We start from the raw sequence: 21,191 nt of genomic DNA, 5'->3' as shown, positions 1-21,191 counted from the left end.
TGATTTTTTGTTCATCATTTTTCTTAGATGATAGAACTTCTAATTTATTTCTTATTCAAGCAAAAACAACCTGCTATAAGTAAGAAAGAGGAAGATACAAGAAAAACACGGCGTAAAAACCGATTCAGTTCATTGTCCTCAATCCTTGTCTGCTTCATTTTCTTTTACGAGATCGTTTTGTGAATCTTTTTCAGAGAGTTTTTGATCAATATACTTGTCAATGTTTTCATAAAATTCCTTGGTCGCTTCACTATCTAATGTTGGCGAGTTCTGAACTTGATTCACTTTCAATTGAACAGATTGAATACCGTAAGAGGCTTGTTTTTGGTGGAGTGTTTCTAATTCTTCTTCTGAAATCGGATCTCCAACAACCGTCAAGACCAATTCATTGTTACTTGACTTGTAGACTTGATTAATAACCGTATAATTGGCGAACTCTTTTCCTACAAACTGTTTGATCCCTTCTTTGCGCGCTTGTTCTATTGTCAGAGTAACTGCCGAATAGCTAGCTGGAAGAATCAACAATACAATCAAAGATATCAAGCCAATTCTCATTTTAATGCTCAGCTCTTTAAATGAAGTTAAAGGAGATTTTCTCATCAAAATTCTTGTTCCAACAATGTTGGCTAGCATGATAAAGACACAGTTGATCAAGAAAAGATAGAGAGCCCCCAATAAAAATCGTACATTCCCATTAGCTAAACCATAGCCAGCAGTACAGATAGGCGGCATCAGAGCTGTAGCAATGGCTACTCCTGGCACGATATTGTTTGCTTCTTTTTTCCTTGAACCGATCACACCAGCAATCCCACCAGCAATAGCAATGAGGACATCCCAAATGGTTGGAGAGGTTCGTGCAATCAACTCGCTACTTGCATAAGACAAGGGAGAAATCCAGAAATACAGAGTCGAGACAAGCAAACTGACCAACACTTGAGTCAATAAAACCTCTAGAGATTGCTTGATTAAACGCGTATCAAAAATAGCTAAACCGAATCCCAGTCCAACAATCGGTGTCATGAGAGGTGAAATCAACATGGCTCCTATAATGACAGCTGTTGAATTCATATTTAGTCCGATAGAGGCAATAAAAATTGCACACATCAAAATCGCTGTATCTCTCAATCGAACATGAAGGTCATCGTATAATTTCTCACGGTATTCCCGTGTTGAATAATTGGCAGTCATTTGTCCTCTCCTCTTTCCTTATTTAAATTGGTATAATAATTAAAAATAACAGCTGATAAACAGCCAAAAAATATGAGCCCATAAATCGTCAAGAAGACACTGGTAATCCTTCCAATCAAGGTCACAGCTAGGAGATCCCCGTAGCCGACAGTCGTCGAAGTCACAAAAGCATACCAAAGACCGTCTCCGTAATTTGTGATAGCAGGTTCAACTAGGAAAAGCACGCCTCCTGACCCAAAAACAAAGGTCACAAAACTCAGAGCAAACCGAGTAAAACCCGTAACCTGCATAATATGCCATAACATTTTTAAACGTTTCATTTGTTCTCCTTATTCATACTAGCTCCTGACCGAGCCGTTTTTTTCCAATAATCAAAGTGAAGATAGGACATGATCTCCATCAGAGAAAGATAGACAAACTGATAGATCTGATTTAAGCTGATTATCAACTGATATTGTTTGAAAAATGACTGGAAGAAAGACCAGATATGACTGTCTTGAATCAGTCCCTTCTTAATATCAGACAGGATATTAGCTAAAGCTCCCAAGGACTGAAACGGTAAATCCTTGACATTTATATAGATCCGGTCCACCACATCATTCAGACTGGTATCTTGGATGGCATGAAATTCTCCAAAGAGAACTCCTGCCGCTCCAAGAGTAGAAACAAATTCCACCAAATAATTTCTGAGGAAATTTTCTCAACCTTTTCCCATAATGTGTTTAGTGCCATCCATAACGATCCCAACCAGAAAAAGGAAAGAAAACAAGCAAAGAAATTTTGCCGTAAATCCCAAAAAGCTTCAAGACTTGGTGTTGTTGGTTTTTCTAACTCTAAAACCAAGATGGTCATAATAATTGCTAGAACAGCATCTGTCAATACAATTAATCTGTCTTTCTTCATCGGATTGCATCCCCTTTCTTTTTTGTAACATTCTATCTTATCGCATAATATTGGATATTCTTTCATAATCCGACTACAAACAAAAATAAACCAAAAAGTATGTCCCTATTATACTATATTTAACTCTAGAAGTATTCATCCATCTAATTAATAAATATATCATATTTCACAATAAGTGAATACTATCAAAGATTCATCCCCTTTCACTTCATCATGTAGTGTTGCTTAGATTTATCAAAAACAACCAAATTTGTATTAATTTCAAGTATCACCTAGTTACAAAAATTTGGGGTGAACAGAAAAAGCATCCCGTATTTTTGATACGAAATGCTTTCAATAAGTTTAAATAAGTTTTAACGTTTACTAAATTGTGATGCTTTACGAGCTTTTTTCAAGCCTGGTTTGGAAAGTATGGGTTTCAGTTGGACTAAAAACAGCGTATTATCAAGGCTTTTCAGAACGATATCTACTGATAAATTTCATAAAATATGAATCAATATTTTTTAAATAGGGAAATTTCTTAACTCAGAACTTTCAATCCTATCCTCTTCCTTCTTATCCTAATAAAGTTTGTAATATTGGAATAACAACGATAAATAGAACCGTACTTAGAGTCACTACATTCGTAGAGAATTCCACATCTCCTTTTCCCTGATTAGCAAGGATTGGGAGAACGGCTAGAGCTGGTGTCGCAGACTGAATCATAAAGGTCTTAAATTCTACTGTTGCCATATTTTGGGAAAAGAACTTCAATACAAGAAGCATGATCAGAGGAGCTAGGATAAAGCGTCCAACCAAAGTGACAATTGTATCTTTATCAAAAGCAATGGTATTCAAGCCTGCCTTAGCAAGAACGATACCAATATAAATCAGAGATAAGGGAGTGACGATATTTCCAACATAGGTTAAGGTGTTCGTTGCGAAATCTGGAATAGGAATTCGGAGAATCAAAAATAGTAGGGCGACAAGAAAACCTACAAGCGGAGCTGGTAGCAATTTCTTCCAGTCAAATTTAGTTGTCTCCTTGCTTTGACCCGATTTACTGTCGCTCGTCATCAAATACACGCCCAATGTCCATGTGGAAATCGTATTGGTGATATAGTAAATTAAGAAATAAGGAAGAGCCTGATCCCCAAAAAGAGCAACGTTTAAAGGTAAACCGATAAAAATAGTATTGGCATTAACAAAGGTATTAATCATGGTTCCTCGTCGTCCTGGACGGATCTTGAAAAGCATAACTGCAATATGAGCTACGATATATCCTAAGATAAATGCCACAAAAGTATAAAGGAGGCCTCCAGAAAGACTGATTAGTTTATCTAGTGTTAGGTATTTCATCACCGACACAAAGATTGACGCTGGCAAGGCTACATTCATGATCAAACGAGACAGGTTGGGACCAAAGCTATCTCCAAACCATCCCCTAACCTGAAGAATATACCCCAAAACAATAATAGCGATAATCGGAATGATACTCGTAATCGAGGTTAAAAAGAGTGACATAGGTATCCTTTCTAAATTTCTTAAGTCCACAGCCTATATAAATCTGTCGGTATAGAAGGATAGCAGCAGAAATGAATTATTTATACTCTGGATCCCACTTCAAATCACGAACTGCTTTAGCCATATCTGTTTCCTTAGCACGTGCAAGACCTTGCTCTTGCGCTTTTTTAGCGACTGCTTCCGCTACTTTAATAGAAACATCTGCTACATACTTGAACGGCGGCAAAACAGGAGCTCCTGGTTGTCCTGGATTCACAATTCCACTCAATGAATGAGCCGCTGCTCCAATCATTTCATCAGTCAAAAGACTTGCTTCAGAAGCCAGCATACCTAGACCAAGACCTGGGTAAATCAAGGCATTATTGGCTTGACCAATCACATAGTCGACACCTTTATAAGAAACCGTATCAGCAGGAATTCCCGTTGCAACAAACGCTTTGCCATCTGACCATTCGATCAAATCTTTGGCACTTGCTTCTGCCAATTTGGTTGGATTTGACAAAGGGAAGATCATTGGACGTTCTGTGTTTTCACACATAGCTTCTACTACTTCTTTAGTGAAGGTATTAGGTTGAGTTGACGTTCCTACAAGAATGGTTGGCTTAACAGTCTTCACTACTTCAAGCAGGTCAGTCAACTTGTCTGCATTACTAAAGTCAGCACGTTTCTTAGCAAACGGTTTTTGTTCAGGAGTTAGGTCATCCATGTCATCAAAGAGAAGACCTTGTTTATCAACCATAAAGAAACGTTTATAAGCTTCTTCTTCAGAAAGACCTTCACTCACCATTTCACGAAGAACACGAGAGGCAATTCCTGCACCCGCAGTACCACCACCATAGCAGAGATAAACTTGATCTGTTAATTTTTCACCACTAATATCCAGTGAACCAAAGATACCACCCAAGGTAACGATTCCTGTACCTTGAATATCATCATTAAAAGTTGGAATTTGTTTTCGGTATTTTTCAAGAATATTGGCAGCATTCAAGCGACCGAAGTCTTCCCAGTGAAGGTAGAGCTTAGGAAAGAGACGCTCTGCCGTTTGAACAAATTGGTCAATGAAGTCATAGTAACGATCCCCACGGACCCGTTCGTGACGATTTCCTAAGTAATTAGGACTATTCCGAAGTTCTTCACGGTTAGTCCCTGCATCAATGACTAAAGGAAGAACCATAGAAGGATCGATTCCAGCAGCACCCGTGTAGACCATCAATTTCCCGACAGAAATATCGACACCATTTGTTCCCCAGTCACCGATTCCAAGAATTCCTTCTGCATCTGTTACAACAATGAGACGAATCTCGCGATCACCAGCAGCATTTTTCAAAGTGGCTTCAATATTTTCAGGATGATTAATATCAAGATACCCCGCATATTGCGGATCTACAAAGAGGTCACTGTAGCCTTCAATGGTATCTGCAATGGTTGGGTCATATACAATTGGATTGAATTCTTCCAAATGTTGAGAAAATAGATAATAGAAAAGAGTACGGTTGGTATTAAAAATTTCCATTAGGAAAAGACGTTTTTCCAAATCATTTGCTTTTGTTTGCATTTGCTCATAAGTTTGTGCCGCTTGTTCTTCAATGGTTTGAACATAAGGTGGCAATAAACCAATAAGACCTAGTTCCTTCCGTTCCTCTAAGGTAAAGGCAGTCCCTTTATTAAGGAAAGGGTTGTTTAAAATATCATGTGCAGTCATAGTGCAACCTCCTTTTTGATAATATTATACCACTTAATATGTATTTTTAGGCGAACTTTGTTATTTAAAAAATACAATCGTTAGTGTATATGTTATAATGAGTCTAGAAGTAAAGCGTTATTGAAAACTCTTTATTCTGTAGATTATTACTCAAAGCACCATTTTGTGATTCTTTAACCTCTTTATGTTATAAATTTCTATACTCATAAGATTTTCGGTAATCGCTCTTTACCATCGGACAAATAAAGCCATACTAAAATATAAATTTATAAGGCAAATTACAATAGATAAATATCATTTAAGTTTTTTATACAATACTTCGTATTTTTTAAGATGTTTTTTTGTCATACAAAACTTGTATTCTATTTATATGACAACTAAAAACTATTTACAACAATATATTTCCAAAAAAGTGAAATATTTTCGAACACAAAACAAAATGAGCCAGGAAGAACTTTCGGAACAAGCGGGACTTGGGCTTAAGTATATCAACCAACTAGAAAACCAAAATGTGAATCTGACCATTCACAGTCTTGAAAAAGTGATTGACGCCCTAGAAATGATCCCAGAGGAATTTTTCAATTTTGATAGCCTTGAATCAACCTCTGATAAGACTGACAATCTTTCACTCAAAAGAATCAACATGAAGATTAAACAGCTCCCTATTGATAAACGAGAAAAGATCTTGGTCATTTTTGAAAGTATCTTAGATAATCTTTGATATCCCTGACTCACTTACATTTTAACCAGCGAATACTCGTATAGTCAAATTGTAGGATACGGATAAAATTTATTTATCTGGTGATTTCCACTTATTTTCCTTCTCCAACTATTGAAAGTGAGCCCATATGAATTTAAAAGATCTGCAATATTTTTATGACCTCTGCCAGCTTCAATCCTATACGGAAGTGGCAAAACAACACAATGTCAGCCAACCATCTATTTCTTATGCCATCAAGCGCTTAGAGGACTCCTTTAATTGCAAATTGATTCACCATGATCCCTCACATCGCTCCTTTAAATTAACTAATCAAGGACAAATCCTTCTGAAGCATACAGAACTGATTTTACCTGAGGTCATTTCTACTCGCAAAGAAATTAATCGCTCTTTGGCGCATTGCTCTACTGTAGGATTCCCTCCTATTATCATTCAGTATCTTTTCTCTGTCTTACATAAAGAAACTGAATTTGATTTTTTAAAAAAGGTACGTCCTATTCGTGGTGGATCCGTAGAATTATTAAACCTTCTCCTTAAGGGAGAACTAGATGCGAGCTTACTCGGATTGATTGAACCACTCAATCATCCTTCAATAGAGACGCATGAACTCTTTCATAAAGAACTTTATGTCGTTTTATCTAAGAACCATCCTCTTGCTACTGCTCCTTCCCTCACTTTTGAAGAATTAGTAGATCAATCCTTTATACTCTTAGACGAACACTTTGTTCACCTGAAAGCTTTTGAACTACTTAATCAAAAGTATCAAAACAAGGCAGAAATATTCTTTAAGAGTGACGACATTATCATTATTAAAGAACTTTTAAAGAAAGGGATTGGCGTAAGTTTACTGGCTGATATCGCACTTTCTGATGAAGATGATGATTTAATAAAAATCCCTCTAATACCAGAGGACCAGATAACATTTACAGTTTATTACGCTTATCTCAAATCAGCTACACTGTCATTAGAAGTAGAAGCCTTATTTAATCTCATTAAATCATATGAATAGAAAAAACTCTAACTATCAACTACCTGATAGCTAGAGTTTTTTACATTATAGGTATTAGACTAAAGTACGAAGAAATAGGATATTATCAACGAATCTTTTCATTTATCTGATACCATTCAACGAGATTCCCAATTATAAATCTACAAAGTGTCGATAAAAAAGAACACCCCGAAAGGTGCCCTTTGTATGTATTGTAATTCTCTCGAATTAACGTTTACTAAATTGTGAAGCTTTACGAGCTTTCTTAAGACCTGGTTGGAAAGTATGGGTTTCAGTTGGACTAAAAACAGCGTAATATCAAGGCTTTTCAGAATGATATCTACTGATTAATTTCATAAAATATGAATCAATAGATTATAAATAGGGGAATAGTTTAGGTCTGTAAGCATTAAAATAATACACCTAACTTTGGTCACCGTTTTCTAGTTATTCACTCTTTTTTCAGATAGTGTTTTTAAAGTTATGATGTAAAATGCCGCAATTAAAACACTATACATCATAATCGGAGGATAGAGAATTAAGGATAGAATCAATCCCACTCCTTTAATTATTAGGTCAGGTATCAATAACTTTCTATATTGTGCGGTAGCTTCAAGTAATTCTTTCTGATCTATATTGGGTTTATCAATTACTTTATGTAAAAACCAGTTTGCTACCGTTGAAACAATAACGATCAGTCCATAAAAGAGCTGTGCCGTATGATTCATGAAATGACTACTAACTATTCCAGTAGCATAGGGCATAAATGAAACAAAAAATAAAAGATACAAATTCTTTCAAATTTCTCCCTTTTCAATTTGCCTAACTTGACCTGCATTACTTAGGTCGCTTTGCTTTAAATTATACTTTTTTCTTAAACATTTAATACGAGTAGGTATTTCTTGTGAGTAATTTTCATCAAAAAATTTCATATATAATCTCCCTATAATCATGGAAAAGTAGTAAAAATAGTTGTTATCCTAGTTGATTAAAAAAGTCTTTGATTTCCTCATCTTTTATAAAATAATATATAATTTTCCCCTCTCTTCTAGTATCCAAGATGTTTTGATTGGCTAGTTTACGAAGATGGTGGGAGGCAGATGCCATACTGAGATTTAGTAAATAGGCTATATCACAGACACAGAGTTCTTCAACAGCAAGGAGATAAAAGATGATATTTATCTGTTTATTATCGGTAAATTTTGATAAAATGCGAAGTGATTTTTGGACTTTTTCCTTTTCAAGGTAGTTCGTTGCGGTTGTAACATTTTGTTGATTAATAACATCCACTTGACAGATACTATCTTTTTTCATAATTTTTTCTCCTAGCCTAACACAGCCCTTAGCATGTCAAAGCTGTTGTTTTCAATCAGGATATACATCCCCAATCCTAAATAGACAACGGCAATAAACCATCTGCTATATTTTTCCAAAGTTTCTCCAACAGAAGGGACTTGTGCCAATTTTTGGGCAGAAAAAACCAAGAGATAAATCATGACTAGAAAGGTAAGTAAAGCCACTATCAAATTCGCTAAATTTAAGGTAATAAAATATGGGACAAAAACACCAATATTGTCAGCACCACAACTTGCAAAAGTAATCATAGCGACTAGAAAAATCAGGTTTTTATTATCTTTGCGCAAACCATCTTTTGCAATAGCTTCTCCATCAGAATCTCCTAAAAGCAAAACTTTGAGTCCTAGGAAAATTGGAATCAAACCGAGCAAACCTAAAATCTCTTTACTAGGAATATAATTTAAGACAAATGCAAAAAGTAAACTTAGCAATATTAGACTAACAGAGCCTAGAAATTGTCCTAAATAGATGTTAATGATGTCTTTTCTGCTTTTTCTTTTGGCAAAAAATAACATTAGGATAATAAGTAAGTCTACGGCTGTCCCAGAATACAGGATTATTGAAGTAACAACATTTTGAACCATAAAGCACCTCATTCAAATATATTTTTGAATGTATTTTAACATTAACCTTTGTAGATGTCAACTTAAAATCCACCAATTAATAATTGCATGTCAATATTTGTATTGTGAAACTAGTTTCAGAAATATATAGTCTTAAAGTATGTCCACTGCCAATGGTTTTTTCAATATTTAAAAGGAGAGAACCAATTTGGTCCTCTCCAGGGTATAATTTTCCACCAACCCACTACAGTTGACAAAGAGCCGTTATTCTCAAATGAGACAACTCCTTTTAGTTTTTATAACCTCAGCTTCTCGGTCTCTTACCTACTTTTAATAGAAAGACTACGAAGGACGATTCTTAAAGTAGTCAGATTGTGCAATATCGAAAGATTAGATGGGCTTAACCAATTTAACAACCCAAATCCAATTAAACTTCCATTTATTACAACTGTTTCTTGAATATTTCTTTGAATTAATTTCTGCAACGATTCAGATAAAGAATTCAATTCCTCGAAGAAATCTAAACGATTATCTAATAATAAAATATCACTCATCTGCTTAGAAATATCAGCACTTTCATTCATCACAACCCCAATATCTGCAAGCGTCAAGGCAGCAGAGTCGTTTAACCCGTCTCCAACCATCAAAATAGTTCGGCCAGCTTTCTGTAATTCCTGAACCAACTGAAACTTACCATCTGGTTTTAAATCAGTATAAACGTTGTCAAATGGCAGATCTTTAACCAACTCTTCTGTTCTAGCCAACGTATCACCAGTTGCCAGAATCAGTTTTTTCCCTTGGCGCTTTAGCTTTTTCAATGCAACTTTCGCCTCGCTTCTCAAGGGAGTGTGGATACAAAACATCCCAATTAATTCTTTCTTATAAGCCAAAAACAATAAATTGTAATGAGTCTTATATTGCTCAATCAAGGCCAGCTGCTCAGAACTAATTCTTACCTGTTCGTCTTGCATTAGTACATAATTTCCAATGACAACCGATTGACCATCAATTTGCGATTTAATCCCTTTGCTTGCAACATACTGAAGCTTGCCATGCATTTCTTCGTGTTCAATGCCTTCAATTTCAGCTTGTTTAACAATTGCATTGGCAATAGGATGATAGATATGTTCCTCCAAACATGCACTTATTCTTAAAATATCTTTCTCAGTATAATCTCCGAAAGGAAGAACCTTTTCAACCAAAGGATAACTCGTCGTGATGGTACCCGTTTTATCAAACAAGAAAGTATCCACTTCCAGATATTTTTCTAATACATCACCATCTTTAATAACCATTTCTCGATTTAGACCTTCCTTTATGGCCGTAAGGTAGGCTACAGGTGTGGATATTTTTAGAGCACATGAAAAATCCACCAATAAAAAGGAAATGGCTTTTGAAAACGAACCTGTTAACAGATAAGTCAAACCAGCACCTAAGAAGTTATATTTTACAACCTTGTCTGCCATCCTAATAAAATGACGTTGTTTTGTCTTCTTACTCTCTTCAGATTTTTTCATCAGATTGATGAGTTGCAAAATACGACTGTTTATCTGATTATCAGTCACACGAATTCTTAACTCTCCTGTTTCCAAAACAGTATTCGCACATACAGAATCTCCCTCTTTCTTTTCAACAGGGAAGCTCTCTCCAGTCAAGGAACTCTCATTGACCATGCCTAATCCTGAAACCACTTGGCCGTCAAACAAGATTTCATTACCTTGGGAGACAACTAATACATCACCTACTTGAACATCAGAACTCTTGATGCTGATGACCATGTCTCCCCGCACTAAGAAAACATCACTTTCTTTAGCAAGAAGGCTTTGTTCCAAATCTGTTGCTGTTTTTTTTAAAGACCACTGATCCAGATGATTACCCAAATCAAGCATAAACATGATGTTGCTAGCTGTCTTGGATTGGTTCATAAACAAGGACAACAAAATGGCCGAACAGTCCAAGACCTCCATGGTTAGTTCCTTGCGCGCTAAAGTTTGATAGGCTTCTTTGACATAACCCAAAGCCTGATAACAAGTCCAAATATAACGAATAGGGTAGGGTACAAAACTTCGAAACAGCAAACGCTTAATCGCTGCACCCGATACAATTGAATAAGCACTCTCTTCTCTACGAATGGGAAGAGTCATCAAGTCCGAAACTTTCCCCTTGTCAATTTTTTTTAAAAAGGCCTCTGCATTTTCTAATACAGAGAAGCCTTCTTTCATACGTAGAGTAAAGTGCTGCTGATCCATATAAAACTGAATAGAGTCGATCCCTTTTTCATCTTTAGCCAAGGAACGAAGATAATCTTGAATATCCAAGGTCAGTGAAAACGAGGACGATAATCGGATATGTTGATATCCTCTGTGTAGCACTTTAAAAGACATATTATTCACCTGTCAGGCTATCTAATTGTTCTTCTTTCTTTTCCTGTTCGTATAAATATTTAGCGTCTTGTAAAACATCATCACCGTGTTGTTTTACAACAGAAACAGATGCATCCAGTCCATCTTTCAATTTGTAAGCTTTAGCCAAGGCCTTAGAATAGCCTTTCTTAGCTTCTTTACTTGCTAAGACTTTCAAGCCAAGCGTCCCAAATGCTACCCCTCCTAAGAAGAGAGATGATTTTTTCGCAACTTTTGCGACGTTTAATACTTCTTTTAACATGTTTATTTCCTCCTTGTAACTATTGTAGCGAAAAATGACAGCAAAAGCAATTGCTGATATCTGATATATAGATAAAATTCTCTATACTGATATTTAATTATATTATGATGAAAACAATATACTTTATTTTTTGATACTGTAAATAATTATGTGTAAACACTTAAGTAGAGTTACGGAGTGTTAATTAAATAAGCTTTCAAGTGTATCAGAACATTGACCAAACCCTTTATGGATTCGTTGACTTTGCTTGAAATTATAATCTTCAAACAACGTAACTAAGTAACGTTCCAGAGCCTCCTCATTAGGAAAAAGAACCTTCTTTTTCGTTTGATGTTTGATTTCTTTGTTAAGAGACTCAATGAGGTTTGTCGAATACATGCTGTGCCAAATCTGGTAGGGAAACTGATAAAAAGTTAAAAGATTATCCGTCTTCTCCAGACTTTCCATGACTTTCCTATACTTTGGTTTCCATTCGGCGAGAAAGTCCTCTAAAGCTTGTCCTGCCATTTCTAAATTTTCAGCACGATAAATCATTATAAATTGCCCCAGAATAACCGCTCTATCTGCTCGTTTCACTTTACTAGCTAGATTTCGACTAATATGAATTAAGCAACATTGTTGTTTAGCTAATGGGTGAGCCTGACTGATAATCTGCTCAAGCCCCTTAAAGCCATCTGTAACTACAAGAGAAATCTGTTGGATTCCTTGGTTTTGAAGCTTGTCTAACAGGGTGGACCAAGAAGCATTGTTTTCTTGAGGCAACTGTGCATAGCATATCTCTATGCGACTAAAGTCGCTAGAGCTATCCTAATTGCGCACCGCCAGTTCTCATAGAAAAAAACACCTTGCAAGATGCAAAGTGTTTTCGTTTGTATTCTGCTGTCCAGCAACGAATTAACGTTTAGAGAACTGGCTAGCTTTACGAGCCTTTTTCAAGCCTGTTTTCTAGTATTTTTATATCTATTGGCAGATTATCCGACTTATCCCCATCAACATCTGACTCTAACTCAACCTCTGAAGAAATCCTAATATTGCGTACTTTGATATATTCGATATTATTGTTACCTACTAGATCCCCTTTTTAATAAATCTGGGATAGCCGATAATTTAGAAATGATGGATGAATCCTTTAAAATCAAGATATTTCCATATTCATCTGTATTTTCATCAAATAGTTTTTTGTCTGCATAGTAATTGGATAGAAGAACTAAGACCTGAGTAGCTTCACCTTCATAATTGCCATTTTTGCTTTCAAAAGGTAATAATTGCTTGTTCATAGCTTGGCGAATCAGTTGCACCAGCCAAATTAATTGTCTTGACCGACGAATAAAGCGACTTCTTTCAAGGATTCGACCATAAGGAAACAGTTGGCAGATTCTATAAAAGTGTCGATGTGATTCGGCACGCTCATCAGACTCGCTACACAGAGCTGGTACATAATATCTGCTATAATTTTCTGGAAGATTTGGTCAAGCGGTCTTTTAGCCGTGTGACAGGCATACAGGAAAAACACTATTTATTTACTTTTTGCACGGGAGGCTTTAAGATGTTGCTGGACGCCTTTCTTGATAATCACTCAGAGTCGCCAGAGTGTCTGGGCTGGGATATGGCAAAGATATACCGCTGCCTGAAACTGTTCTTTGACGCTGATAAACGCGACATATCAATTAAAATGTCGCACTAAAATGATTGAAAAGTGATTGAAATTGTATTATAATGAACGTATATATTTAGAAAAGAGGTACTAACTATGGAAAACCTAGTAGTTTCAGTCTTTAACACTGAAAGCGAAGCTTATCAGTCCTTTGCGGATTTGAAGGCTTTCCGCCAAACTCAGACGACCAAGGTTGCTCAAATCGCCTTGGTCAAAAATGAAAACGGTCACATCGTTGAAAAAGAACGCTATGACTTTGAAGATTCAACGACGGATGCAACCCTAGAAGGTGGCTTGCTCGGTGCAGTTATCGGGCTTTTGGGTGGTCCTATCGGCGTCTTGTTTGGTTATGGTATTGGCAGCCTCTATGGTTTGGCTGCTGGTGATACCGTTGATACGGCAGAAGCTGGCTTGATTGACGTTGTGTCTCAAAAATTGATCGACGGCGAAACAGCCGTTGTCGCCTTGGTGCAAGAAAACAACGAAGCAGTCATCGATGCTTACTTCACCAAGTACGACACCCAAATCGTGCGTTGGGATGTAGCAACCGTCGTAGCCGAAATCGAAGCAGCTCTGCAAGTCCAAGAAGACCTCTACAACCAGGCACGTGCACAAATGAAGGCTGAACGTAAAGCCGAACGCAAGGCTAAACTTGAAGAATTCAAGGCAAATGTCAAAGCAAAATTTGACAAATTGAAAGCCTAACGTCTAAGCGTCTCATAAATTTAAATGTGACTGAGACGCCATTTAAAATTTATGTGCGTCGGATTCTCACAGTTAAATAATTGCGTTGACAAAGCCGTTACAGCCGTTCTTCCATTCTTTGAAAAGAATGTTTAATAGACAAGAAATCTGGACTAGTATTGGTCTGGATTTTTTTGTGAATATAGAGGTCATAGCTTTTTGACTATGCTTCGTTATAATTAGAAAAATTTTAAGTTTTATCAAGATGAAATCAGTCAGACGAAGACATCCCGAATTAGCACCAGCATCACCACACAAACTAAGACATACTGGTGCTACTCTTGCTAAACAAGCAGGTGTTTCTCTTGAAGCCTTCTCAGAAGCTCTTACTCATAGTGATAAAGAGATTACAAAAACTTACGTTAATATCAAAGATAAAGTCAATCAGACTGTAGGTGATATTGCTTTTCGTAGTTTAAAAAATTGATGGGGTGAATATGGGGTGAATTTTGGGGTGAACTTTGATTTTTTGAAACAAAAAAGACATCCAAGAAATAATTCTTGAATGTCTGTAAACGTTGATATAATCGTATTGATTAACGTTTTGAGAATTGTGATGCTTTACGAGCTTTCTTAAGACCTGGTTGGTGGCACCTACATCTCTTTAAATACTAAAAGCCTTTATTTCTGCACTTTTGTCACTATGTACTTTTCACTTTATGTTATATAATTTCAAATAATTTCATTTAAATAAGGTAAATTTCTCAACACTTCAAAAAAATAGAATACTGAGCTAGAGGTTATCTTATTGTGGAAGATGACTTTTTATTTTCCTCGTTGTTTTTAAAGATATTTCTCTATATTTGAATTCATATTTTCTCTGTGAATATCAGCTGCCATAGAAGCCATCGTAGCCTCATTTGATAACACACAATATGCTGGTGGTGTACCTGTTTGTAAAAAAGCCGTGGTATCTCCAATATCAAATAGTTTTGGATAGAGCTCCTTTTCCAAGTCGGTTCTACTATCAATACTTTCATAATCTAAAAATTCTTTAGATTCTAAAAGGAAGTCACTATACCGTTTGTTATCAAAAAGACTAATAAATCGATGATATATAAAGTTTAATTCAATCCATGCTTTTCTATAAGGATTTCCAAAGATAGGTTGCATTATCTGTATTGAGGTTTGTTCATCAACTGAAAAAATTATTTGATTCATTCGCTTAAGGGGCTCAAATAAGTCCCATTTTTTAATGTTTGTCCGCCCTTCTGGGTTATCAAATTCTAAATCCCAATTTGGATTATAATCTGGATTCATGAGTATAGGGAGTATAGGCCTTCCATGGGCCGCTGCGTTTCTTAACACTCTAAGGTCTCGTAAAATTTGTTTATGAATAACAATATCTCTAATCCAAGGAAAAATTGATTTTATACTATTTCCAGAAATATTTTGTTCTTCTTTAGAAAATCTGTCAAAAATAGTTAATAATCCTTCTAAACTGGTTAAATCCATCTGAGACATTAAATCATCTAGAGGAAAAATATCGGGATTAGTGATATAGTCATATTGGTCAGAATATGGAAGATATTTATATCGATTCTTTGCTCGCTTATACTGTTCTTGTTTGGTTCTATCCGTTGAGTTTTTCCAATATAATACTACTTTTTCAGATATTTGTTCTCCTCCCAATTCTTGCGTAGAAATTCTGCTCATAAGAGATTTATAAGCATTTTCTATCCCTAAAATCCACTTAAGTATTTTTTCTCTAAAAACAATATCCACTTCATCAAGCTTTATTAAGTCTGAAATTTCGTAATGCTTCTGTTTGTCATCTGAAACACGATGAACTTTGAACAATATATTCTTATCAAGAAAAAGTCCATTAATAAGATATTCTAACATATTGGGCTGGAAACCTTTAAATTTTAAATACTCATATAAAACATCATCATCAGTTTTAAATATTGCTTCGTTGCTTCTATTAAGTGATTCTACAATATCCTGCAATTCCTCCTCAGAAGTTCCCTGCTCTTTTAATTCTTGAATGATAGCTGTTGAATCTGTCAGCTCCTTTTTTGCAAGTTCCGAATCTGGTATATCAATATTGAATAAAGTGAATTTTTCTCTAATTTGTTGAAGATATGGTTTAGAAGTTATTCTTTCTTTGAGAATCAAATTTTTTTCATTAAATTTCAGATTGTAAGCTTCTCTGATATTTTTATCTCGCAGAAGTACGCCTTTTCTTAAATCAAAACTCACTTCTTCGCTATATTCAATCTGTTCTTTTCCATTAACAATCTTTATCATATCAAGGCTTATTTCGAAAGGAATTTCCTCTCCTTTTTGACCGAAACTATCTGTTGATATAAAGCCATAATTACGATGAATTGAAATTATTTTTCCAATTCCCCTTTTCTTCTTGTTTTTATTTTTCCCCATTCAACTATACCACCTTATTTTATTTATCCTTACTGACCTGCCATATTTTTAAAAGTTCACTGTTGGAACTGTTTGGTGCTTCTTCTTTTGGAAGCTGAGCAATTTTAACTATTACAGGTAAATCAAATGAAACACCTGTAATGATTGCTTGACCCGCAGATAGATTTGGAATACTTGACTTTGAAATATAATCTAAAGATGTCATCGTTCTATCTAGTAGCTTTAAATCATTATCATTTACCAATCGATGGATGAAATAGTTATGAATCTGCGAAACAATTGTAGGCGAAATATCAGAGGGCCTTTGACTAGCTATTGTAAGGTAATATCCAAATTTACGTCCTTCTTTTACAATCTCTTCGAAAACATCCAACCTGTAATCTTTCCATTTTTCAGATTCAATAGTTGAATTTTCCGAAAGAATATTATGTGCTTCGTCAATAATAAGATTAAATATACTATCCTGCTTAAATCTAGTTCTATGTATATCATAGCTAATTTTAGCTATTAACATTGGCAACAACATCTTTATATCTTTATTGACATTTTTTAACGAAATAACACTTATATTTTTTTCAGTAAACATTTCTTGAAAGTTATCCTCTTGTAAATTGTCAATCTGAAGAACTTTATCAAAGTCACTGGAACGCGCCTCTATCCTATGAATAAGAGGTGAAATATGGTCGTACTGTATAGTATGGCGAGATAAATCAAAAATCATCTGAAAATAAGCTGCTAATCTCAGTTGAATAATCGGATTTTGGATTTTTTCATTTGACTCCGATGTCATAAATATTGAAGTCCGTTGTTTAATATTTGCTATTTCGTGCTCTAATATTTCGATGAGTTCATCAGCATTAAAGTACCACCTACTACCACTACTGTTCCAACCTTCTAGGAGTTGAACACTATAATATGCATTTGAATTATTGGGATTAAAAACACTTAAATCAACCCAAGAAGAAAAACTATCATGATTTATCCCTAAAACATCAAGCGCATATTTAAGTAAATCCAGAGATTCTTTTGACGGGGCACTATAAACCGTTCTAAAAGCTCTGCAAAGATATTCTAGTACATTTTCTTCAAAATTATTTTTTAAAAAATAATACTTTAATAATCTATTTAAAAACGGTTGTTGAGTTTGTGCAGTCGCTCCAAATAAAATGGATAACATTTCTTTATCCCAAAATTTATTAGCAGGTATTGCAATTTTATCCCCCTCCGACTTTCGAGTATTTAGATTATAAACTTTCTTATCATCAGCTAATACTCTTTCACCCACATACTCTCCGTTGAAGTCAATTACTACAAATTTAGATTTTCCAAATGTTAGAACCCGCTCTTTATTTAAGTCAAATAAATTTTTATAAAGTCTAGTCAAGGTATTGGATTTGCCACTCCCAGTATTACCAAAAATTGCAATATGAGTATTAAAAATTGTTGTCCAATTAACTTTATAGGGGATACCTTCTGGCCATATTTCTCCTATAGTAAAATATGAATTTGGATTCGAAGGCGACCTGTTATCTCCCGAACTTTCACCGCTTATTATAGCAGTAATTTGCTCACTTGGTAATAGAATAACATCATTAAATATTTGTGGGAAAGCTTCCATTCCTGATGTATATTTTCCACGAACAAAGCTTCCGATTACTTTTGCTTCTAATTCTCTAAAAAATCTATCTTTAGAAAACTCCTGAACTGTTGTATCCCGTAGAACATCCTGTGCATACTCTTTTTCAATTTTTACCACAATAGTATAATGGCCACGTTTGATTCCAATATATGAACCAATCATAATACCCGAGTAACGTTTCCCATTAAAGAAATAGGTCATTTGTGATGAGTTATCAAATAATCGAATAACCACATTTGTTCCCCTAATTTCTCTTACAGTCCCTACTACATAACTTTCATTTGTCATTTATCGCTTCCCTTTCCATCAAATAATGAGTTGAGATATGAAAAATTTCCTTGAACTTCATTACCATCTGGAGATAAGCTGGACGGAAAATACTCTATAATATTTCCTCCTAAATTTCCTAATTTTTCCTTTATTTGCTTCTTCGCACCTTCATTGAAAGCAATAACATAAATCTTGAGCTTAGGATTAACTATTGAACGACGTACAATCTCTAAGATATGTTCATCAGCAAATGAAAAACCAAAAACTATTAAAACACTATCTGCTTTTTCCAACTCAAAACTTAACATTCTCAACAATTGATAGTAATGTTGCTGAAAAACAGTATCAGAAAATTTTTCTTTTGTAGGGTTTACTACCGGAAAGGTTTTATATAATTTATAAAATAACTCTACTTTATCAGAGAATTTCTCATAGATTCTGATTAATTCCTGACTAAGCATCTCCTCGGTTAAACTTCCAAAGAGAATAGTTTCTTCGTATTTTTCAGGAAGTAATAAGTTGTCTTCTTCACTAAAAAAATTTAAATCATTAAATTCATTTATGGAATTTACAATGTCATCACTTAAATTACATAATTCATTAAATATAGGATTTTCTAGGCTCACTTCGACTTCATTGTTACTGTTGGTCCAGGTTATTGAACCATGAATTTTTAGCAGATTGATTGTCGGTATTTCCCTTTGAAAAGAATCACTCATTCCAGAATGAGATATTTTTAAGTGATAGTTTTCTGTCGAGATATACTTTTTGAAAAAACCTCTACTTCCATCATTAAAGTAAGTCAATCTATTCTTCTTGCTAAGTTCATCAAAAGTCATTTCAAATAGCGTATCATAGTTTGATGTGAAAACATTAACTCTTTTTGGTTTATCGAAGCCTTCATTGTTAAGAAAATCAATTAAATTTTGAACAAAACGTTTATATTGAACATGAACCTCATTGTTTTTATCAAAATCAAGTATCTTTGTTTTACGTATCCAAAGCTCAAACCAAATAAAATAAAGAACTTTTCTTTGATTTTCGTCATAATTTTTTGAAGTCAATAATTCTTCAAAAGATTTTTCTATTGATTTCACCCACAATGTTGGAACTACTCCAAAAGAAGCTCCTGAACCTATTAAAAAGTTAACATTTTTGCCCTGAATATCTTTTAGAAATTGGTCAGAATTCATCTTATTGCTCACTTTCAATCTTCAAGTTTAATTTTTTCTGTACTACCAAATAACAAATTTCTTTGTTTGTTTTTTATACGCCAAGCGTTACCATGATTCTTACCTGCGTATTTTCCTGATGGTGTAGTATATCCTCGCCAATCATAAGTAATCGCTCCTGATTTTATCAGAGAAAGAAAAGTCATAAATTGTGGTGAGCGAGTTAACTCAGCTTCAACATATTTGAATTGTGCTGTTTCACCGTCCATCTCGGATTCCACTTTTACCCATAAGGTAGCTGGGTGTTTTTTTTGTAATTCTTCCTCTAGTGCTTTAAATGTCCAAAATGCAGTTAAAATACTTTTGTTATTTTCTTGTTTTCTTAATTCAACAAGATTGTCTCTATCATTAACTTCCAGATAGAACCCTTGATTGTTTTGAGGATTTTCTTCTGAACCTATTGTAATGTATAAGCTCTTATATCCCGAATGCTTATCTGAGTTATAGCCATACAGACGAGCAAACGCCGATACCCTACTCCTATCATTAGATTCAAATTCTGCTACAGGCGTTCCTTCGAAATTTGGACGTAAAGTAAACAGGGTATCTAACGTTTTAGAAGATTTTGATTTTAGCTCAATGATTCCTTCAAAATCGGCTTCTTGGCTATTATTGGTTTTAATTCCCAAAAGTGATTCTAGGGTATCTCCAGCGTCTTTTGGTGCAATCTTACCTGCTCCCTTAGAATTACTATGAAAGCCTTGTCTTGCTATGGCTCTAATCTGTGGAATTAACCTATTTAGTGAATCTTCAACTTTATCTTGTCCAAATAGTTCTATAATAGTGCTATTTTGAGGAATGCTATGTGTAACATTAAATAATGTAAGTTCTTTTTGATTATCTACGGTTATATAAATCAAGTCGTTTACATTGATTTGAGATGACTTAATGAACTTCCCTAATCCATATATCCAAAATCTTTCATCTCCTCTTTTGTTAGCCTTATAGAAACTTATTTTCACTTCATGCTTTTGGTTGCCCAGTACAAGATTAGCTGTCAAATAAACTTTATCAGTCAAATTCCTAAAATCTAACAAGTCATTATCTAATAGCAAGGTTCTTAGAAATCCATTTGCATCAATAATACTTTTATTTAGCATGGTTTGTGTCAATCTGATAACAGTATAATCATTAGAATTGTACTTATGTAGATTATTGATAACCTCTAACTCATCATCATATGGAATAAATTGCATTAGCTTTCTCCCCTCTTAAATAAATCAGCAAGCGGAACTTCCATTTCTTTAGCAAGGCTTTCTATTGTTGAAAAATATACGTCTGAGTATTTACCATTTACAAGATTACTTATCGTAGATTCTCTTACTCCACTGGAATTACTTAGTGAAAATTGTTTCCAACCTCTCAAATATAATTTCACATTCTGTATAAGTGTATTTTGATATTCTTCTACAGAATTTAGAGTAAAGTTTATAGAAGCACTTATTTTATTGGTTCTAATAAGGAGTTCTGGAAAGTTTATTGATAAAACATTAGAAATAGCTATTAAAGTTGAAAGTTTAGGACTATACTTTTCATTAGAAGATAATAGTTTATTGACAGTTTGCCTGCTAAGATTCGCCTTATCAGCTAACTCATTTTGTGTTAATCCGCTTGTGTAAAGTAACCTTTCAATATTTTCTTTAACATAGCGTTCCATATCTATTTTCTCCAACTATTGTTTTTAT

At 34.7% G+C, this 21,191-nt stretch carries 22 protein-coding genes and 3 pseudogenes; 5 read left to right on the top strand and 20 right to left on the bottom strand.

Translation table 11 applies throughout. The features are described 5' to 3' along the window. Positions 1-138 precede the first annotated feature (138 nt). The 6 genes from J1C77_RS02010 to J1C77_RS01985 all read right to left on the bottom strand — a co-directional run bounded on the left by J1C77_RS02010 (position 139) and on the right by J1C77_RS01985 (position 5,296). Positions 139-1,188, bottom strand: a complete 1,050-nt coding sequence (locus J1C77_RS02010) for a DUF389 domain-containing protein (RefSeq protein ID WP_000126416.1) — start codon at positions 1,186-1,188, stop codon at positions 139-141. Next, entirely contained in the window at positions 1,185-1,508 is a 324-nt protein-coding gene (locus J1C77_RS02005) for a potassium channel family protein (RefSeq protein WP_000825751.1), read from the bottom strand. Before J1C77_RS02005 ends, J1C77_RS02010 begins: the two co-directional genes overlap by 4 nt. Further along, a complete protein-coding gene (locus tag J1C77_RS02000; RefSeq protein WP_000397555.1) occupies positions 1,505-1,864 on the bottom strand; it encodes a hypothetical protein in 360 nt (119 codons plus the stop codon). Before J1C77_RS02000 ends, J1C77_RS02005 begins: the two co-directional genes overlap by 4 nt. Beyond that, a complete protein-coding gene (locus J1C77_RS01995; protein WP_006151097.1) occupies positions 1,789-2,091 on the bottom strand; it encodes a TMEM175 family protein in 303 nt (100 codons plus the stop codon). The genes J1C77_RS02000 and J1C77_RS01995 overlap by 76 nt, the downstream gene beginning before the upstream one ends. 555 nt (positions 2,092-2,646) lie before the next feature. Continuing rightward, positions 2,647-3,594, bottom strand: a complete 948-nt coding sequence (locus J1C77_RS01990; RefSeq protein WP_002922320.1) for an AEC family transporter — start codon at positions 3,592-3,594, stop codon at positions 2,647-2,649. A 76-nt stretch (positions 3,595-3,670) separates the two neighbouring features. Then, the gene (locus J1C77_RS01985) at positions 3,671-5,296 is read right to left on the bottom strand and encodes a malolactic enzyme (RefSeq protein WP_002922326.1); all 1,626 of its coding nucleotides are present in this window, start codon (positions 5,294-5,296) and stop codon (positions 3,671-3,673) included. Between the two features lie 370 nt (positions 5,297-5,666). On the opposite strand from J1C77_RS01985, the gene J1C77_RS01980 reads away from it, so the two are divergent. Both J1C77_RS01980 and J1C77_RS01975 read left to right on the top strand, forming a co-directional pair. Continuing rightward, positions 5,667-6,017 carry a helix-turn-helix domain-containing protein gene (locus tag J1C77_RS01980; RefSeq protein ID WP_002922328.1) on the top strand — a complete coding sequence of 117 codons (351 nt, stop codon included), beginning with the start codon at positions 5,667-5,669 and terminating at the stop codon, positions 6,015-6,017. A gap of 127 nt (positions 6,018-6,144) precedes the next feature. Next, positions 6,145-7,023 carry a LysR family transcriptional regulator gene (locus J1C77_RS01975; protein ID WP_002922329.1) on the top strand — a complete coding sequence of 293 codons (879 nt, stop codon included), beginning with the start codon at positions 6,145-6,147 and terminating at the stop codon, positions 7,021-7,023. Between the two features lie 422 nt (positions 7,024-7,445). On the opposite strand, the gene J1C77_RS01970 is transcribed toward J1C77_RS01975, so the two are convergent. The 9 genes and pseudogenes from J1C77_RS01970 to J1C77_RS01930 all read right to left on the bottom strand — a co-directional run. Next, entirely contained in the window at positions 7,446-7,730 is a 285-nt protein-coding gene (locus J1C77_RS01970) for a hypothetical protein (protein ID WP_014334291.1), read from the bottom strand. A 69-nt stretch (positions 7,731-7,799) separates the two neighbouring features. Next, positions 7,800-7,934: a hypothetical protein gene (locus J1C77_RS01965; RefSeq protein ID WP_263281412.1), complete on the bottom strand. Its 135-nt coding sequence runs from the start codon at positions 7,932-7,934 to the stop codon at positions 7,800-7,802. A gap of 43 nt (positions 7,935-7,977) precedes the next feature. Further along, positions 7,978-8,316 carry a Cd(II)/Zn(II)-sensing metalloregulatory transcriptional regulator CadX gene (gene cadX / locus J1C77_RS01960; protein ID WP_002908713.1) on the bottom strand — a complete coding sequence of 113 codons (339 nt, stop codon included), beginning with the start codon at positions 8,314-8,316 and terminating at the stop codon, positions 7,978-7,980. 11 nt (positions 8,317-8,327) lie between these two features. After that, on the bottom strand, positions 8,328-8,942 hold the full coding sequence (locus J1C77_RS01955; RefSeq protein ID WP_002908712.1) for a CadD family cadmium resistance transporter: 615 nt from the start codon (positions 8,940-8,942) through the stop codon (positions 8,328-8,330). Between the two features lie 299 nt (positions 8,943-9,241). Next, the gene (locus tag J1C77_RS01950; RefSeq protein WP_002893754.1) at positions 9,242-11,305 is read right to left on the bottom strand and encodes a heavy metal translocating P-type ATPase; all 2,064 of its coding nucleotides are present in this window, start codon (positions 11,303-11,305) and stop codon (positions 9,242-9,244) included. Position 11,306: 1 nt separating this feature from the next. Then, the gene (locus J1C77_RS01945; protein WP_002893755.1) at positions 11,307-11,585 is read right to left on the bottom strand and encodes a DUF6110 family protein; all 279 of its coding nucleotides are present in this window, start codon (positions 11,583-11,585) and stop codon (positions 11,307-11,309) included. Between the two features lie 180 nt (positions 11,586-11,765). Next, positions 11,766-12,356 (bottom strand): annotated as a pseudogene (locus J1C77_RS01940) (IS256 family transposase); the annotation flags it as partial. Positions 12,357-12,504: 148 nt separating this feature from the next. After that, positions 12,505-12,838: pseudogene (locus J1C77_RS01935) on the bottom strand (diacylglycerol/lipid kinase family protein); the annotation flags it as partial. A gap of 3 nt (positions 12,839-12,841) precedes the next feature. Further along, a pseudogene (locus J1C77_RS01930) lies at positions 12,842-12,985 on the bottom strand (IS982 family transposase); the annotation flags it as partial. Here J1C77_RS01930 and J1C77_RS01925 point away from each other — a divergent pair. The 3 genes from J1C77_RS01925 to J1C77_RS01915 all read left to right on the top strand — a co-directional run bounded on the left by J1C77_RS01925 (position 12,979) and on the right by J1C77_RS01915 (position 14,410). Continuing rightward, complete coding sequence (locus J1C77_RS01925) at positions 12,979-13,269, top strand: hypothetical protein (protein ID WP_037614148.1); 291 nt, start codon at positions 12,979-12,981, stop codon at positions 13,267-13,269. The pseudogene J1C77_RS01930 and the gene J1C77_RS01925 overlap by 7 nt on opposite strands. Positions 13,270-13,335: 66 nt before the next feature. Beyond that, positions 13,336-13,944 carry a DUF1269 domain-containing protein gene (locus tag J1C77_RS01920; protein ID WP_002893760.1) on the top strand — a complete coding sequence of 203 codons (609 nt, stop codon included), beginning with the start codon at positions 13,336-13,338 and terminating at the stop codon, positions 13,942-13,944. Between the two features lie 244 nt (positions 13,945-14,188). Continuing rightward, a complete protein-coding gene (locus J1C77_RS01915) occupies positions 14,189-14,410 on the top strand; it encodes a tyrosine-type recombinase/integrase (RefSeq protein WP_002893762.1) in 222 nt (73 codons plus the stop codon). A gap of 356 nt (positions 14,411-14,766) precedes the next feature. Here J1C77_RS01915 and J1C77_RS01910 read toward each other — a convergent pair whose 3' ends face one another. Genes J1C77_RS01910 through J1C77_RS01890 form a run of 5 tightly spaced genes read right to left on the bottom strand, consistent with a single transcriptional unit; the run spans position 14,767 to position 21,163 of the window. Further along, positions 14,767-16,365, bottom strand: a complete 1,599-nt coding sequence (locus J1C77_RS01910; RefSeq protein ID WP_002922331.1) for an Abi family protein — start codon at positions 16,363-16,365, stop codon at positions 14,767-14,769. Positions 16,366-16,384: 19 nt separating this feature from the next. Then, entirely contained in the window at positions 16,385-18,292 is a 1,908-nt protein-coding gene (locus tag J1C77_RS01905; protein WP_002922332.1) for an ATP-binding protein, read from the bottom strand. Continuing rightward, positions 18,289-19,467: an SIR2 family protein gene (locus J1C77_RS01900; RefSeq protein ID WP_042763215.1), complete on the bottom strand. Its 1,179-nt coding sequence runs from the start codon at positions 19,465-19,467 to the stop codon at positions 18,289-18,291. The genes J1C77_RS01905 and J1C77_RS01900 overlap by 4 nt, the downstream gene beginning before the upstream one ends. A 14-nt stretch (positions 19,468-19,481) precedes the next feature. Then, positions 19,482-20,702: an MvaI/BcnI family restriction endonuclease gene (locus tag J1C77_RS01895; RefSeq protein WP_002922334.1), complete on the bottom strand. Its 1,221-nt coding sequence runs from the start codon at positions 20,700-20,702 to the stop codon at positions 19,482-19,484. Further along, positions 20,702-21,163 (bottom strand): helix-turn-helix domain-containing protein, encoded by a 462-nt coding sequence (locus tag J1C77_RS01890; protein ID WP_002922337.1) that lies wholly within the window; start codon positions 21,161-21,163, stop codon positions 20,702-20,704. The genes J1C77_RS01895 and J1C77_RS01890 overlap by 1 nt, the downstream gene beginning before the upstream one ends. Positions 21,164-21,191 lie beyond the last annotated feature (28 nt).

Source organism: Streptococcus sanguinis, assembly GCF_050223295.1.
Taxonomy (GTDB): domain Bacteria; phylum Bacillota; class Bacilli; order Lactobacillales; family Streptococcaceae; genus Streptococcus; species Streptococcus sanguinis_X.
Note: the sequence above shows the minus strand (reverse complement) of the source record. Positions and strands in the feature narration are given on the sequence as shown.